Here is a 15111-nt window from a genome sequence, read left to right as displayed (position 1 = left end):
AACGCGCATGCGCGCTCACCGTTTGCTGGCGGCCGCTGTCGCCACCGCGGCCACGCTGGCGCTCGCCGCCTGTGGCGGCGGTTCCGACGAGACCGGCGAGCCGGCCGCCGGCGGCAGCTCCGCCGCGACCGCCTCGTTCCCGATCACGATCAAGCACAAGCTCGGCACCACCACGATCGAGAAGAAGCCCGAACGCGTCGCCACCGTGCAGTGGGAGAACCACGAGGTGCCGCTGGCGCTGGGCATCGTCCCGGTCGGCATGGCCAAGGCCAACTTCGGTGACGACGACGGCGACGGCATGCTGCCGTGGGTCGGCGAGAAGATCAAGGAGCTCGGCGGCCAGACCCCGGTCATGTTCGACGAGACCGACGGCATCGCGTTCGAGGCGGTCGCGAACACCAAGCCCGACGTCATCCTGGCCACGTACTCCGGCATCACCCAGCAGGACTACGACACGCTGAGCAAGATCGCGCCGGTCATCGCCTACCCGGACGCCCCCTGGGCCACCCCGTGGCGCGACATCGTCAAGCTCTCCAGCCAGGCCCTCGGCCTGCAGGCGCAGGGCGACGAGCTGATCGCGAACACCGAGAAGGCCATGAAGGACGCGGCCGCCAAGAAGCCGCAGCTGGCCGGCAAGCAGACGATGTTCGTGACGCACATCGACCCGACCGACCTCAGCAAGATCGGCTACTACACCTCGCACGACACCCGGACCCAGTTCTTCAGCGATCTCGGCCTCAAGATCGCCGACGTGGTCGAGAAGGACTCGCAGGGCACCGACGCCTTCACGCTCAACAAGAGCTCCGAGCAGATCCAGGCGTTCGACGACGTCGACGTCATCGTGATGTACGCCGACAGCGAGGACCAGCTGGCCAAGCTGCAGGCCGACCCGCTGCTGTCCAAGATCCCGGCGCTCGAGCGGGGCTCGGTGGTCAGCCTGGTCGGCAGCACCCCGCTCGCCACCGCGGCCAACCCGACCGTGCTGGCCATCCCGTACGTGCTCGACGACTACGTCAACCTGCTCGCCACCGCCGCCGACAAGGTGTCATGACGCAGCTCGCCTCCCGCTCCGTGCCGGGTCCCGCCGCATCCCGGCGGCGCCCGGCACGGGTGCGTACGCTGTGGATCCTGGCCGGCCTGGTCGCGCTCGCGCTGATCATGATCGCGTCGGTCGCGTTCGGCTCGCGGATCGTCGGCTGGTCCGACATCGTGGCCGGCGTCCAGGGCCACGACGACAACCTGGGCCAGGCGTCGGTGGTCAAGCGCATTCCCCGTACGTTCCTGGCCGTCCTGGTCGGCGCGGCGCTCGGCCTGTCGGGCGCCGTGATGCAGGGCGTCACCCGCAACCCCCTGGCCGATCCGGGCATCCTCGGCGTCAACATGGGCGCCTCGCTGGCCGTGGTCACCGGCATCGTCTCGTTCGGCCTGTCCACCGCCACCGGCTACATCTGGGTGGCCGTCCTGGGCGCGTCGGTCACCGCGGTTTTCGTGTACGCCGTGGGCTCCCTCGGCCGGGGCGGAGCTACGCCGTTGAAGCTGGCCCTGGCCGGCGCCGCCATCTCGGCCGCCCTGGCCTCGCTGATCAGCGCGTTCGTGCTGCCCCGGAGCGACATCGCGACCGGCTTCCAGTCGTGGATGATCGGCGGGGTCGGCGGCGCCTCGTACGACAGCCTGCGGCACGTGCTGCCGTTCCTCGTCGTCGGCTTCGTCGTCTCGCTGCTCTCGGCCAAGGCGCTCAACTCGCTGGCCCTGGGCGACGAGCTCGCGGCCGGGCTGGGCGAACGCGTGGCCGTGGTGCGGGGCGTGGCCGCCCTGGGCGCGGTGCTGCTGTGCGGCGCCTCCACCGCCGTGGCCGGGCCGATCGCCTTCGTGGGCCTGGTCGTGCCGCACTTCTGCCGGCTGCTGGTCGGGCTCGACCACCGCTGGCTGCTGCCCTCGTCGGCCCTGGTCGGCGCGGCCCTGCTGACCGCGGCCGACGTGGTGGGCCGGATCGTGGCGCGCCCGCAGGAGATCGACGTCGGCATCATCACGGCGCTGATCGGGGCGCCGTTCTTCATCTACTTCGTCCGGCGGCAGAAGGTGCGCGAACTGTGACCACCACTCCGCAGGCCGTCGTGCACAACCGGGTGCGGCGCTCCCGCCGCCGCGTGCTCGTGATCGGCGTACTGGCAATTCTGGTCGTCGCCGTCTACGTCGTGTCCCTCATGGTCGGCGAGACCTTCTACACCCTGTCCGAGATCTGGCGCGTCGTCCTCGGCGAGACCGTGCCCGGCGCGTCGTTCACCGTGGGCGAGCTGCGGCTGCCCCGGGCGACGCTGGCCGCGCTGGCCGGGTTCTGCTTCGGCATCGGCGGGGTCACCTTCCAGACCATGCTGCGCAACCCGCTGGCCAGCCCCGACGTCATCGGCATCACCTCGGGCGCGAGCGCGGCGGCGGCCTTCGCCATCGTGGTGCTCGGGCTGACCGAGACCGGGGTGTCGGTGTTCGCCATCGTGGCCGGGCTCGGCGTGGCCATCGTCGTCTACACGCTGTCGTTCCGCGACGGGGTGGCCGGCACCCGGCTCATCCTCATCGGCATCGGGATCGCCGCCATGCTCGACAGCGCCACCGCGTACGTGCTCAGTCAGGCCGCCCAGTGGGATCTGCAGCAGGCCCAGCGCTGGCTGACCGGCAGCCTCAACGGCGCCACCTGGGACGAGACGCTGCAGGTGGCGCTGGCTCTGCTCGTGCTCGGGCCGCTGCTGCTGGGTCAGGCCCGCAACCTGTTCATGCTGCAACTCGGCGACGACACCGCCGCGGCCCTCGGCGTACGGCTGGAACGCACCCGCATCGTGGTGATCGTGGCCGCCGTCGGGCTGCTCGCGTTCGCCACCGCCGCCACCGGCCCGATCGCCTTCGTGGCCTTCCTGTCCGGCCCCATCGCGGCCCGGATCATCGGCTCGGCCGGCTCCCTGCTCGTGCCGTCCGGCCTGGTCGGCGCCCTGCTGGTGCTGGGGGCCGACCTGATCGGCCAGTACGCGTTCGACACCCGCTACCCGGTCGGGGTCGTCACCGGCGTGCTCGGCGCGCCGTACCTCGTCTACCTGCTCATCCGCACCAACCGCGCGGGAGGCTCGCTGTGACCGCAACCCACACCCTGCTCGTCGAGTCGCTGAAGCTCGGCTACGGCGACCGCACGGTCATCGAGTCGCTCGACCTGGCCGTGCCCCCGGGCCGGATCACCGCGATCGTCGGGGCCAACGCGTGCGGCAAGTCGACGCTGCTGCGCTCGATGTCCCGGCTGCTGGCGCCCCGGCACGGGCACGTGCTGCTCGACGGCCGCGAGGTGCACAAGATGCCGGCCAAGGAGCTGGCCCGCACGCTCGGCCTGCTCCCGCAGTCGCCGATCGCCCCCGAGGGCATCACCGTGGCGGACCTGATCGGCCGCGGCCGCAACCCGCACCAGCGGCTGCTGTCCCGCTGGAGCCGCGAGGACGATGAGGCGGTGGCGGCCGCGCTGGACGCCACGCACACGGCCGACCTGGCCGACCGCCCGGTCGACGAGCTGTCGGGCGGCCAGCGCCAGCGGGTCTGGATCGCCATGGCGCTGGCCCAGCAGACCGACCTGCTGCTGCTCGACGAGCCGACCACATTCCTCGACGTCAGCCACCAGGTCGAGGTGCTCGACCTGCTGACCGACCTGAACCGGAACCGGGGCACGACCATCGTGATGGTGCTGCACGACCTGAACATGGCCGCCCGGTACAGCGACCACCTGATCGCCCTGGCCGACGGCAAGCTGCACGCGGCGGGCGACCCGGCGTCGGTGCTGACCGAGGACTGCGTACGGGCGGTGTTCGGCCTGGACAGCCAGGTGATCACCGATCCCACGTCAGGAAAGCCGCTGATGCTGCCGCTCGGCCGCCACCACGTAGAGAGCTCGCGCATGGCTTGATCGGCTTCTCGGGCGAGAAGTGGGACAATTCGGGCATGGTTCTGACTGACTGGCACCGCCTGCTGACCACCGCCGTCGGCTTCAAGTTGCAGGCGGCGGCCACCGAGGAGGACCTGGCCCGGTTCGAGGAGAGGCTGCAGGCGAGCCTGCCGTTGCAGCTCCGGCGGCTGTACCTGGTCAGCGACGGCGTCTACGACGAGCGCGGCCGGTGGTTCGTCATCTGGCCGCTGGCCTGGCTGCCCGGGCGCAACGAGATGGACTGGGCCAAGGACGGCCCCCGCCGGCGCGAGCTGGTCGCGTTCGGCGACGACGGCACCGGCGGCCCGTTCTGCGTGCCGCGCGACGGCGGGCCGGGCGTGTTCCTGTGGGACGCGCTGACGCCGGCCCCGCTATGGATGGCCAACGACGTCGGCGACTTCTGGTCCGCCCGGACGCGCCAGGGCGTCGCCTAGCGCCGTGCGGCGGTAGAGCACCGAGCGGCCGGACCGGGCCCGCTCGACCAATCGGGAATGACGCAGTACGGCGAGGTGGTCCCCGACGGCGCCGGTCGACATGGCGAAGGCGCGGGCCAGCTGGCTGGTGCTGGCCGGGTGGGCCAGGGCGACCAGCAGCACGGCCCGGGACCGGCCGAGCAGCGCCGACAGGTGGCCCGGCGGGTCGGGCGGGCCGCTCTCGAGCAGGGTGCCGACGCCCCGGGCCGGATAGACGATCGCCTTGGGCCACGGCTCGTCGGCGAAGACGGCCACCCCCGGCCAGACGAAGACCGACGGGACGAGCAGCAGACCGGCGCCGCCCAGGTCGACCTCGCCGCCGGGCCGGCCGAGCAGGTCGATGCCCCCGTTGCGCCAGCGCACCTGCGAGTGCAGGCCGCCGATGGCGCCGGCCCAGCCGCCGCGGCTCAGTTCGCCCGTACGGTGCACGACGTCCCGCTCGCACAACAGCCGCAGCATCGGCCAGTCCTCGGCCAGCAGGGACTCCCACGCCGTACCAAGAAAATCCGCTAGCCGCCCGGGAGAGTCGGCCGAGGTGAGAATCGCGCGGGCCGCCGGGCTCACGTCGGGCCGCCGCCGCAGATAGAAGTCGATCTCGTTGCGCGCCGCGTCGGCCGGCGCTTCGCGGACCGCCTCGAGGTCGTCGGCGATCGTCTGCCCGTAGCGGCGCGGCGGCGGGGCCAGCAGCGTCGCGCCCAGCCCGGGCAGGAACAGCGCGAGCATCGCCTCGAGAGCCGGGTCGGCCCGCAGCGGTTCGAAGCGCGGCCGCAGCCGGCTCAGCCAGGCCCGGGGCACGCGTTGCCGGTTCGGCCCGGCCAGCGCCTGGATCAGGTGCTGCAACTCGAAGACGGGCGACAGCGCGAACCTGGTGCGCAACAGGTCCTCGGCGCCGACCAGAAACCGCAGCATCGGACGAGACCTTACGCCGCTGAGCGAAACATTCGTCGGCCTTCGCCGGTTGCCCGACCCTGATGGCATGACCGTCGCCGACCGTCCGGCCACCTATCGCGAGGTGTTCGCCGAGCGCACCTTCCGGGCTCTGTTCGTCGCCCGCACCTTCGCCATCAGCGCCACCTCGCTGCAGATCTTCGCGCTGTCCGTGCTGGTCTACGCGAGCACCGGGTCGCCGCTGCTGAGCGCGCTCGCCTTCGCCGCCGGCTTCCTGCCCCAGCTGTTCGGCGGCCTGCTGCTGGGCTCGCTGACCGACCGGCTGCGGGCCCGGCCGCTGATCGTGGCCGGGTACGCCGTCGAGACCGCGCTGGCCGCCACGCTGGGCCTGGCCGACCTGCCGGTGGCGGTCAGCCTGCTGCTGGTCGGCCTGGTGGCACTGGGTACGCCGGTGTTCGCGGGCGCGGCAGCCCGGGTCATCGCCGAAAACCTGACCGGTGACGCGTACGTGCTGGGCCGCTCCCTGACCAACATGTCCTCCTCGGCCGCGCAGCTGCTGGGCCTGGCCGGCGGCGGCGTGGCCGTGGCCGCGCTCGGCCCGCAGAAGGCCCTGCTGTTCGCCGCTGCGTGCCACGCCGTGGCCGCCCTCATCGTCTGGCGTGGCCTCTCCGCGTCCACCCACGGAGCTGCCCAGCCCGGAAACGCCGTCCGCGACAGCCTCCACGGCACGGCCGTGCTGTTCTCCGACCCGGTGGTCCGCCGCCTGCTGCTGGCCCAGTGGCTGCCGTCCGCACTGGTCGCCGGGGCCGAGGCGCTGCTGGTCTCGTACGGGGCGGCCCGCGGCTTCCCCGCCGGCGCGGCCGCCCTGCTGATGGCCGCCCCCGCAGTAGGCATGCTGGCCGGCAACTTCATCGTGGGCCGCTTCCTACGCCCCAGCCTGCGCGAACGCTATTCGGCGGCCTTCGTCCTGCTGCTGGGAGCGCCGCTGCTGGTGCTCCTGGCCGACGTCGCCCTGCCCCTGGTCTGCGCGCTCCTGGTCGTGGCCGGTTTCGGTTTCGCGTACGCCCTGGGCCTGCAACGAGCCTTCCTGGCCGCCGCCCCCGACGGCCGCCAGGGCCACCTGTTCGCCCTGCTGTCCACGGGCATGATGGCCTTCCAGGGCCTGGCCCCGCTGGCCTTGGGCGTCCTCGCCGAGGCCAGCTCGCCCGCCCTGGCCATCGCCACCGCCGGCGCCGCCACGATGCTGCTGGCCACCCTGATCCCCCGCCGGTAAGGCCTACTCACAACGAGTCGGGTGTGGGGTGCGACGCCTCGGGCACCGCACGAGCCTCCGCTGCCGACGTGAGCACGAACTCGCCACCCTGGATCCGGCCACGGAGCAGCGCCGGCAACTTGTTGCGCACACCGCCGACGCCGCGAAGCTCGAACACCGCTCCCTCGCCGTCGATGGTCGCCGCGCCGGCCATCATCTGGTATCCGTCCGTGCGGTAAAGCGCGAGATGGAAGCTCTCGCCGTCCTGAGGGCCGGCGAGCAGAACCAGCCGGGTCGCGTAGCTGCCGTCCGGCCCTCGCTGGGCGATCAGTCCGGGCATCATCGGCAGCCGTAACGGGCCGCCGGCGCCACGGCGGAGGAAGTCCTGCGAGTAAAGGAAGACCATCCGGCGCACGCCGCAGTCGATCCGCAGGCCGGTGTCCTCGGAAAGGGCCAGGCCGAAAGTGTCGTTGCGCAGGCTGACCAGCGTCGCGGCGCTCTCCTCGGGGCCGGCCCGGCCCACCGCCATCGGCGGGGCATGGTCGTCGTCGACCTCGAGCAGGTCCTGATCGTCCGGCCTCGGCACCTCGAATCCGGGCATCCCGTGGCGGTAGGCGACGACGTGCCGCGCGAACGCGCCCACCCGGCCGACCGCGGGATCGGGGTCGCCGGCCAGCCGGGCCAGGTCGTCCAGCACGAAGGGGCTGCCGATCCGGGCCAGAGCAGCCGCGATCCGGGCCCGCACAACGGCCGGCCCGGCCTCCGGCAACGCCCGCACCAGCGCGTCCTCCGCGTCGGGCCGGCCGGTCGCGGCCAGTTGCATCGCCCACGCGGCGCGCACCGCCGGATCGGCGCCGGAGTCCCGCAGCGTCACGGCGAGCAGGTCGACGACCCCCGGATCCCCGGCGACGACCAGCGCGTTCATGGCCGGCACGCGTTGTCGTCCGGGTTCGGTGGCCAGAGCCCGCAGCCGTGAGAGGTCGTCGGCCGAGAGCCGGGACGCCGCGTCCGGCGGCAGTCGATGGCTCGCGTGGAACACATCATCGAGTCGATCGGGCATCGCGCCCCTCCGGCGGTGTCAGGCCCTGACGAAGCAGTGGCGGCGCATCACCACGCCCTGCCAGGCGTGGATCCCGGTGAAGGCATCGGAGCTACCGTTGTTCCCGACGATGTTCCCGTCGTCCGGGATGTGCTCCAAGCCCAGATAGTGGCCGACCTCGTGGGCCAGCGTGTTGGCCGAGTTGGCGGCGTCGCCGTTGAGGGACACGACCGAACCCGTCATGCCCTTGGAGTTCTTGTCGCAGCTGCCGTCGACCGCCGACCAGCCGTCGGCATCGTTCATCACCCGCACCACAAAGACGTCGAGGGCGTCGTTGGGAACGGTCCAGTCCCAGGTGAGGTCCTCCGCCTCGGCGGCACTGTCGATGATCGCGTGCTCCGCCGCCTCGCTGACCGAGATGCGCCAGAAGGTGACCGTCCGCAGATTCAATCGCACCCTGGCGTAGATGGCCCTCGTCACCTGAATCGCATTGGCCAGCTCGGCGTCGTCCTCGGCGGTGAAATCCTCGAAGCCGACACGAATGATGTTGATGTCGAGGTGCCGGATCGGCGGAGGCGGAGGCGGGGCGCCGCCACCGCCGGTCGGTTCCTCCTCGTCCCGCGGCGGGCGTAACGGTCGCATCAGACCTCCCGTGGCAACGGCGATGGCGACAGTCTCCCGACGCTGGACAAGGGCACGCAGTCGCGTGGATGACTGAGCCGGACTCACGTCGGGATTCTGGCCGGCAGGCCGGGGGCGGCAGGCTGGGTCTAGGTTGCTGATTGTGGGCGTTGTCGCGGTGGTTCTGTGCGCGCTGGGTGGTGCTGCCTTCGTCGGGCGTGGAGTGTGGATCTGGGTCCGGGGCGGCCCGCTGGTGGCGAAGAACGGCGGGCCGGCCTGGGCCACTGCGGGTCGGGCGGCCACGTTCTGGCTGCTGATCGGCGCTGCCCTGCTGGTTGCCGGTCTTCTTCGCGCCGGCGCGCGGGCGGGAGTGATCGAGAGCGATTCCGGCTTCTGGCTGAGCCTTACTCCGCTGGTTCTCATCTGTCTCGCGTTGATCTTCTGCCGGCCGCGGCGCGTCGTCGGCCGGTCGCGGTAAGACTTCCCCGCACGAGTTCAGAAACGGTTGCCCCGGCCGGCAGCGGCCGCCGGCTGACACGGGATATGCGCGGGGTCTTCATCGGTTCTGCACAGGTTGGGCTCAGGGTCCCGGCCATGACAAGCAGCATGGTCGTGGACCGGCCGGTGGCCACGAAGGCGGCCCGGCTTCATGCGTTGGACGGGCTTCGGCTCGTGTGCGCGTTGGGGGTGGCGGGCTACCACTACTCGGTGTCGTGGCGGCTGGATGGGGTGCACGCGCCGGCGTTTCATCTGCCTTCGGCCAGTCATGTGTTGATCTACGGGTTTCTCGGTGTGGAGATGTTCTTCCTGATCAGCGGGTTCGTGATCGGGATGAGCGCCTTCGATCGGACGCCCCGGCAGTTCGCGGCGGCCAGGATCGCGCGGCTTTATCCGGCGTTCTGGGCCTGCGTCGTGATCACGGCGGGCGTCGTGACGGTGCTGCCGGTGAGCACCGGGGTGCCGGTGAGCGGCGTGCCCTCCGTACGGGAAATCGCCGTGAATCTGACCATGCTGGCTGAGCCGGCGGGGGTGCGGCTGGTCGACACCGTCTATTGGACTCTCTGGGCCGAGCTGCGTTTCTATCTGCTGTTCGGGCTGCTGGTGCTGTGGGGGCTGACCTACAAGCGGGTGGCCGCCTTCGCCACGGTCTGGCTCGTGGCGGCGTCGGCCGGGCCCCTGCTGCCGGACTGGACCGATCAGATCGTCATGCCGGCGTTCGCGCCCTACTTCGCGATCGGGGTGGCGCTCTGCCTGATGCGGCGGTACGGGCCGACGCTCTGGCTGTGGGCGCTGGTGATCGGCGGCTGGCTGCTCGCCCTGCCCCGGATGGCGGCCCGGGTGGCCGATCTGCGGCCCGGCTTCGAGGTGCCGGCCGCGCCCGCACTGATCATCCTCACGCTGGCCGTGGCCGTCCTGACCGCGATCGCGCTGGGCGGCACCGACCGCTGGAACGTGCCCGCGCTGGCCACCGCGGGCGCCCTCACCTACCCCTTCTATCTGCTGCACCAGCGGATCGGCTACAGCCTGCTGCGCAACGCGCACCAGCACACCGGCCTGCCGGCCTGGCTGCTGATCGCGGCCACCGTGGCGCTGCTGCTCGGGGTCGCCTGGCTGGTGCACCGGTTCGTGGAGCGACCGCTGGCGCCGCGGCTCAAGTCGCTAGTGGCAGGCTGATCGCGAAGGTGCTGCCCTCCCCGGGCGTGCTGCGCACCGAAACCTCGCCGCCGTGGTCGCGGACGATCTGCCGGACGATGGCCAGGCCCAGCCCGCTGCCGCCGGAGTCGCGCCCGCGGGCCGGGTCGGCCCGCCACAGCCGGTCGAAGACCAGCGGCAGATGCTCGGGGTCGATGCCGGTGCCGGTGTCGGCCACCTCGAGCACCGCCTGGTCGCCGTCGGCCCGCGCCCGCAGGATGACCGTTCCGCCGTCCGCGGTGGCCCGCAGCGCGTTGGCGACCAGGTTGCTGACGGCCTGCCGGATCCGGTCGGCGTCGACCTCGGCCACCAGCGGACCGTGCGCCTCGACCACCAGGTCGGTCCGGTACGCCGTACGCACAGTCTCGAGCAGTTCGGCCAGATCGGTCGGGGCCCGGTGGTAGACCAGGGCGCCCGCCTCGGCCAGGGCCAGCTCCTGCAGGTCGTCGACGATGCGCTGGTTGTGGATGACCTCGTCGTGCAGCGAGGCGAACAGTTCCGGCGTCGGCTCGAGCACGCCGTCCTGCATCGCCTCCAGGTAGCCGCGCAGGTTGGCCAGCGGCGTGCGCAGCTCGTGGGCGACGTCGGCGATCAGGCGGCGCTGGTCGGCCTCGGCCGCGCGCACCGAGTCGGCCATCTGGTTGAACGCCCGGGAGAGTTCACCCAGCTCGTCGCGGGCGGTGTCGGGCACCCGGCCGAACCGGTCGCCGCTGCCCAGGCTGCGGGCCGCCTCGGTCAGGGTGCCGATCGGGCTGAGTACACGCCGGCTGATCAGCAGCGCGCCCCCGGTCACCAGCACGGCCACTACCAGGGTGATCAGCAGGATGGGGGCCGGGTCGAGGTAGTCGGGCGGTTCGTCGCCGGCCCCGATCGTGAGGGTCAGCGGCTCCGGACCGGCCGCCGTGGCGTCGAGCTGCTGCCGGAACGTGGCCTGCAGGCAGGTCGTCACCGCGGCCGAGCCGCCCGGGCCGCACTGCTGAACCTCGCGACGGTCCTCCCGCTCCTGCGTCTTGTCGGCCGGTTCCGGGTTGCATCCGATGTCGGCCAGCTTGTAGAGGCCGTCCAGGCGGTGGCGGGGCAGGCCGTCCGGGCCGGTGACGACGGCGAACCCGTACCCGCCGCTGTGCAGGCAGGCGGCGAGCAGGACCTCCTGCCGGTAGTCGTGGATGGCCTTCAGCGTGGTGCTCTGCGGGGCGGTGTCGCCGGCCGCGAAGACCAGCGTCGGGGACGGGTCGACCACGTCCACGATCGGCCCCGGCGGCCGGCCGGCCCGCCCGTCGAGGTGGTCGCTGTCGACGACGACGGTGCCGAACGGGTCGACCAGGCGGATCCGCTGGCCGGTCTTCGCCCGCAGGTCGGACACGGTGATGTCGACGCCCTGCCAGGTGCCGTCGCGCACTGCCTTTTCGCGCAGCGTCGAGCGGATCAGCTCGGTGGTCTCCTGGGAGGCGGTCGCCGCCTCGCGGACCTGGCTGCCGGCCTGACGCAGGATGAGGGCGGCGGTGGCTCCCGTGGCGCCGAGCGCGACGAAGGCGACCAGCAGGAAGACCCGTACGCGGAAACTCATGACGGGTCGGCGAGCCGGTAGCCACGCCCGTACACGGTCTGCACGTATCTCGGGTCGTCCGGGTTGTCGCCGAGCTTGCGGCGCAGGTTGCGCACATGCGCGTCGACGGTGCGCTCCAGCACGTACTTGTCGAAGCCGAACGCCTTCTCGATGATCTCGGCCCGGGTGAAGGCCCGCCCCGGCGTCCCGGCCAGCACCTCGAGAATGCCGAACTCCTTGGCCGTCAGCACGACGGGGCGGCCGGCCACGCGTGCCTCGAACCGCCCGACGTCGACCTCCAGATCACCCGTACGCAGAACCGGTTGGTCTTTGTCGCGAAGCACCCCCGAGCGTCGCAGCAGCGCGCGCACCCGGGCCGCGAGCTCCCGCGGGCTGTACGGCTTGGTCAGGTAGTCGTCGGCGCCCGCGTCCAGCCCCCGCTCGACGTCGTCCTCCCCGGTCCGCGCGGTCAGCATGAGGATCAATATGTCCGATTCGGCCCGCAGCACCCGGCACACCGTGACCCCGTCGAGGACCGGCATCATCACGTCCAGCACCACGAGGTCGGGCCGCAGCTCACGATGCTTCTCGAGTGCCGCCGGCCCGTCCTCCACCCGCGTCACCAGGTGTCCTTCCCGCCGCAGATAGGCGACGGCCAGCTCCGCCTGCTTGGCGTTGTCCTCGGCGATCAGGATCCGGGTGGTCACCGGCCGATGAAAGCAAAGATCCGCAAGTCAACCCCGTTTCCCGCGTACGCCGAGGTAGTCCTGCCAGATCAGGCGAGCAGCCACCGCCCGCCACGGCCGCCACGCCTCAGCCCTTTCCGTCACCTCGGTCGTCGTCGGAAGCACCGGCAGCCGCCACAACGCCTTGACGCCGACGAGAATCGCCAAATCACTGGCCGGCCAAGCGTCCGGCCGCCCCAGCACCGACAGCCGATAGATCGCCGACGACCAAGGCCCAATTCCCGGTACGGCTTGCAGCAGGCGGTCCACCTCGTCGTCGCTCAGCCCGTCCAGCTTCCCGAAGTCCAGAGTCCCGTCCCGCACGGCGCTCGCCACCGCCCGGGCGTAGCGAGCTTTCTGCCGGCTGAAACCCGCTTCCCGCAGCTGTACGTCGTCCAACCGCAGCAGATTCTCGGGAGTCAACGGGTCGGCCAGCACCCGGAGCCGATCGAACACCGCCTTGGCCGAAGCCAACGACACCTGCTGCTCCAACATGATGTGCAGCAGCGACGCCATCCCCGGCGGCCGGGCCCACGTGGGCGGCACCCCGAACCGCTCCACCACCCCAGCGAAGACCGGCTCCCGCCGCACCAACTCCCCGACCCCGGCGCGCAGCAAGTCCTCGCTCATCACGCCCCGATGATGCCCCGTCCACCCCGCCCGAACCCCGGTTCCCGCGGTGTTCAGCGCAGCAGGACCTGGGACAGGTCGGTGCCGAGGGCGTCGACGACGGGCAGGTCCAGGCGGTAGAGCACAGACCGACCGTTCCGCTGGCGGGTGGCCAGGCCGGCCTCGTGCAGGGTGCGCAGATGCCGGGCCACGCGGCTGCGCTGCAGGTGCCACAGCCGGCTGATCTCGGATGCCGAGCGGGCCTCCGTGGCGATGGCCCGCGCCACCTGCAGCCGCTCGGGGTGCGCCAGCGCCTGCAGGCGCCGGTGCAGGACGCCGGCGACGACGGGCGGGGACTCGGTCAGCGGGTAGATGACCGTGATCGGCAGTGACGGCTCGTCGGCCAGGTACAGATGGGGCGCGACCACTGTCGAGGGCATCAGGACCAGGCCGGGGCGGTCGGCTGCGGACAGCCGTTTGCCGCGTACCTTGTCCAGCACCACCGTGCCGGCGCCGAGGTGGCTGATGCCGGGCAGGTCTCGCAACGCCGAGGAGAGCCCCTGGCGGTGCAGTACCTGGCGCCGGTGCAGCACCTCGTCGGCCAGGACGGCGCCGCGCCGCTCCCACCAGGCGCCGAAGAACTGCTCCCAGCAGGTCTGCAGCAACGCGATGAATTGCTCGCGGGCCGCCTGCGGGTCGGCCAGGACGCCGGCCACCGTCGCGGCGTCGAGGCTTTCGCGGCCTCGGTACCGTTCCGCGCCGGCCCTACCGCCGAGCGGACGCAGCAGCGCGTCGCTCATCTCCACCGCGTCGAGGCGCTGGACTGCCTCCAGACACGAATCCCAGCCGGCTCGACCGGCGATCGACACGTCGATGAAGATCCGCGCGCGGATGGCGCGTACCACGAAGGCCCACTGCCTCAAGGCGGGAAGCAGCTCGGCCACGGCCGGCGTGGCCGCCCACTGTGCGCCTTGTTCGTGGTGCTCGGGGGCCAGCACCGCGTGCAGGAGGTTGCCCAGCTCCACCAGCGCGCCGGCGGCGAAGTGCACGTTGGCGCCCGACGCCTCGTCGAGCCCTACCACGGTGACGGTGATGCTCGTCCTCCTGTGCTGGGATCCGGCACACCACGCCGGCTGAACCCCGGCGCCCCCTGATCATCACACCTGCGCCGACCAGACGAAGAGAGAGCTGTTGATGACCTCCAACGTAACGACCACGACAGGCATCCGTCCCTTCACCGTCGCGATCCCCGAGCCGGCTCTCGAGGATCTGCGAACCCGGCTCGCCAATACCCGTTATGCCAGTCCGGCCTCGGGCGACGGCTGGGAGTACGGGACGCCCGTGTCCTACCTGGCCGACATGGTCGCTCGCTGGCGGCAGTTCGACTGGCGCGCCGAGGAGGCCCGGATCAACGCCGTGCCGAACTTCACCACCGACATCGACGGCCAGACCATCCACTTCGTCCACCTTCGCTCGGCCCGCGAGGACGCGACGCCGCTGCTGCTCCTGCACACCTATCCGGGCTCGTTCACCGAATTCCTCGACCTGGCGCCGCTGCTCACCGGCGACTTCCACCTCGTCATCCCGTCGATGCCCGGGTTCGCCTTCAGCACCCCGGTCCTCGGCAGCGGCTGGACGATGGACCGGGTCGCCCGCACGTACGACGCCCTGATGCGCCGGCTGGGCTACGACTCGTACGGCGCGCACGGCAGCGACGGCGGCGCGATGGTCGGCCGTGAGCTCGCGGTGCTCGACCCCGACGGGTTCCTGGGCGCGCACGTGCTCCAGCTGTTCTCCTTCCCGTCCGGCGACCCGGCAGAGTTCGAGGCGTTCGGACCAACGGAATACGCCGCGCTGGAGTTCGCCGGCTGGTTCCAGTCGGTCGGCGGCTACAACACGATGAACGGCACCCGCCCGCAGACGATCGCGGCCGCGCTGTCGGACTCCCCGGTGGGCCAGCTGGCGTACAACGAGCTGTTCGAGAACTTCGGCAACGGCACCAGCCTGGTCACACCCGAGCAGGTGCTGGCCCAGGTCTCGCTGTACTGGCTCACCAACACCTCGGCCGGCGCCGTCCGCTACCACTACGCGGAGCAGCACCCGCCCCGGGAGACAGTGGTCAGCCACGGCCGGCTCGGTGTCGCCGTCTTCAAGGACGACTTCCAGACCATCCGGCCGCTCGCCGAGCGCGACAACACCGGGATCGCGCACTGGTCGGAGTTCGATCGGGGCGGCCACTTCGCGGCTCTCGAGGTGCCGGACCTGGTCGCCCAGGACCTGCGAGCCTTCTTCGGCCGGACGCTGTGACGCGTCC

The 15111-nt window shown here is 71.7% G+C and carries 16 protein-coding genes; 9 read left to right on the top strand and 7 right to left on the bottom strand.

The window, feature by feature from the left end; genetic code table 11:
- Nucleotides 1–7 precede the first annotated feature (7 nt).
- Genes OWR29_RS14095 through OWR29_RS14075 form a run of 5 tightly spaced genes read left to right on the top strand, consistent with a single transcriptional unit; the run spans nt 8 to nt 4386 of the window.
- On the top strand, nt 8–1051 hold the full coding sequence (locus OWR29_RS14095) for an iron-siderophore ABC transporter substrate-binding protein (RefSeq protein WP_267563202.1): 1044 nt from the start codon (nt 8–10) through the stop codon (nt 1049–1051).
- The gene (locus OWR29_RS14090) at nt 1048–2094 is read left to right on the top strand and encodes a FecCD family ABC transporter permease (protein ID WP_267563201.1); all 1047 of its coding nucleotides are present in this window, start codon (nt 1048–1050) and stop codon (nt 2092–2094) included. Before OWR29_RS14095 ends, OWR29_RS14090 begins: the two co-directional genes overlap by 4 nt.
- Entirely contained in the window at nt 2091–3122 is a 1032-nt protein-coding gene (locus tag OWR29_RS14085) for a FecCD family ABC transporter permease (RefSeq protein WP_267563200.1), read from the top strand. The genes OWR29_RS14090 and OWR29_RS14085 overlap by 4 nt, the downstream gene beginning before the upstream one ends.
- Entirely contained in the window at nt 3119–3934 is an 816-nt protein-coding gene (locus OWR29_RS14080; protein ID WP_267563199.1) for an ABC transporter ATP-binding protein, read from the top strand. The genes OWR29_RS14085 and OWR29_RS14080 overlap by 4 nt, the downstream gene beginning before the upstream one ends.
- Nucleotides 3935–3969: 35 nt before the next feature.
- A complete protein-coding gene (locus OWR29_RS14075; RefSeq protein ID WP_267563198.1) occupies nt 3970–4386 on the top strand; it encodes an SMI1/KNR4 family protein in 417 nt (138 codons plus the stop codon).
- Here OWR29_RS14075 and OWR29_RS14070 read toward each other — a convergent pair.
- Nucleotides 4324–5334 carry an ArsR/SmtB family transcription factor gene (locus OWR29_RS14070; protein WP_267563197.1) on the bottom strand — a complete coding sequence of 337 codons (1011 nt, stop codon included), beginning with the start codon at nt 5332–5334 and terminating at the stop codon, nt 4324–4326. The two genes, OWR29_RS14075 and OWR29_RS14070, sit on opposite strands and share 63 nt — an antisense overlap.
- Before the next feature lie 67 nt (nt 5335–5401).
- Between OWR29_RS14070 and OWR29_RS14065 the strand changes: the two genes are divergently transcribed.
- Nucleotides 5402–6586 carry an MFS transporter gene (locus OWR29_RS14065; RefSeq protein ID WP_267563196.1) on the top strand — a complete coding sequence of 395 codons (1185 nt, stop codon included), beginning with the start codon at nt 5402–5404 and terminating at the stop codon, nt 6584–6586.
- 7 nt (nt 6587–6593) lie between these two features.
- Here OWR29_RS14065 and OWR29_RS14060 read toward each other — a convergent pair whose 3' ends face one another.
- On the bottom strand, nt 6594–7625 hold the full coding sequence (locus OWR29_RS14060) for a HEAT repeat domain-containing protein (RefSeq protein WP_267563195.1): 1032 nt from the start codon (nt 7623–7625) through the stop codon (nt 6594–6596).
- Nucleotides 7626–7643: 18 nt separating this feature from the next.
- Nucleotides 7644–8246: a zinc-dependent metalloprotease family protein gene (locus OWR29_RS14055; protein ID WP_267563194.1), complete on the bottom strand. Its 603-nt coding sequence runs from the start codon at nt 8244–8246 to the stop codon at nt 7644–7646.
- A 142-nt stretch (nt 8247–8388) separates the two neighbouring features.
- On the opposite strand from OWR29_RS14055, the gene OWR29_RS14050 reads away from it, so the two are divergent.
- A complete protein-coding gene (locus OWR29_RS14050; protein WP_267563193.1) occupies nt 8389–8703 on the top strand; it encodes a hypothetical protein in 315 nt (104 codons plus the stop codon).
- Nucleotides 8704–8819: 116 nt separating this feature from the next.
- A complete protein-coding gene (locus OWR29_RS14045; protein WP_267563192.1) occupies nt 8820–9899 on the top strand; it encodes an acyltransferase family protein in 1080 nt (359 codons plus the stop codon).
- On the opposite strand, the gene OWR29_RS14040 is transcribed toward OWR29_RS14045, so the two are convergent.
- The 4 genes from OWR29_RS14040 to OWR29_RS14025 are packed head-to-tail and all read right to left on the bottom strand — an operon-like array spanning nt 9877 to nt 13891.
- On the bottom strand, nt 9877–11484 hold the full coding sequence (locus OWR29_RS14040) for a sensor histidine kinase (RefSeq protein ID WP_267563191.1): 1608 nt from the start codon (nt 11482–11484) through the stop codon (nt 9877–9879). The two genes, OWR29_RS14045 and OWR29_RS14040, sit on opposite strands and share 23 nt — an antisense overlap.
- Nucleotides 11481–12170: a response regulator transcription factor gene (locus OWR29_RS14035; RefSeq protein ID WP_267563190.1), complete on the bottom strand. Its 690-nt coding sequence runs from the start codon at nt 12168–12170 to the stop codon at nt 11481–11483. The genes OWR29_RS14040 and OWR29_RS14035 overlap by 4 nt, the downstream gene beginning before the upstream one ends.
- Before the next feature lie 27 nt (nt 12171–12197).
- Nucleotides 12198–12818 carry a DNA-3-methyladenine glycosylase family protein gene (locus OWR29_RS14030; RefSeq protein WP_267563273.1) on the bottom strand — a complete coding sequence of 207 codons (621 nt, stop codon included), beginning with the start codon at nt 12816–12818 and terminating at the stop codon, nt 12198–12200.
- A gap of 53 nt (nt 12819–12871) precedes the next feature.
- A complete protein-coding gene (locus tag OWR29_RS14025) occupies nt 12872–13891 on the bottom strand; it encodes an ArsR/SmtB family transcription factor (protein ID WP_267563272.1) in 1020 nt (339 codons plus the stop codon).
- 100 nt (nt 13892–13991) lie between these two features.
- On the opposite strand from OWR29_RS14025, the gene OWR29_RS14020 reads away from it, so the two are divergent.
- Nucleotides 13992–15104 carry an epoxide hydrolase family protein gene (locus tag OWR29_RS14020; protein ID WP_267563189.1) on the top strand — a complete coding sequence of 371 codons (1113 nt, stop codon included), beginning with the start codon at nt 13992–13994 and terminating at the stop codon, nt 15102–15104.
- The last annotated feature ends 7 nt before the right edge of the window (nt 15105–15111 follow it).

The organism is Paractinoplanes pyxinae (genome assembly GCF_026626335.1).
Taxonomy (GTDB): domain Bacteria; phylum Actinomycetota; class Actinomycetes; order Mycobacteriales; family Micromonosporaceae; genus Actinoplanes; species Actinoplanes pyxinae.
This window is presented reverse-complemented; position numbering and strand designations above follow the sequence as displayed.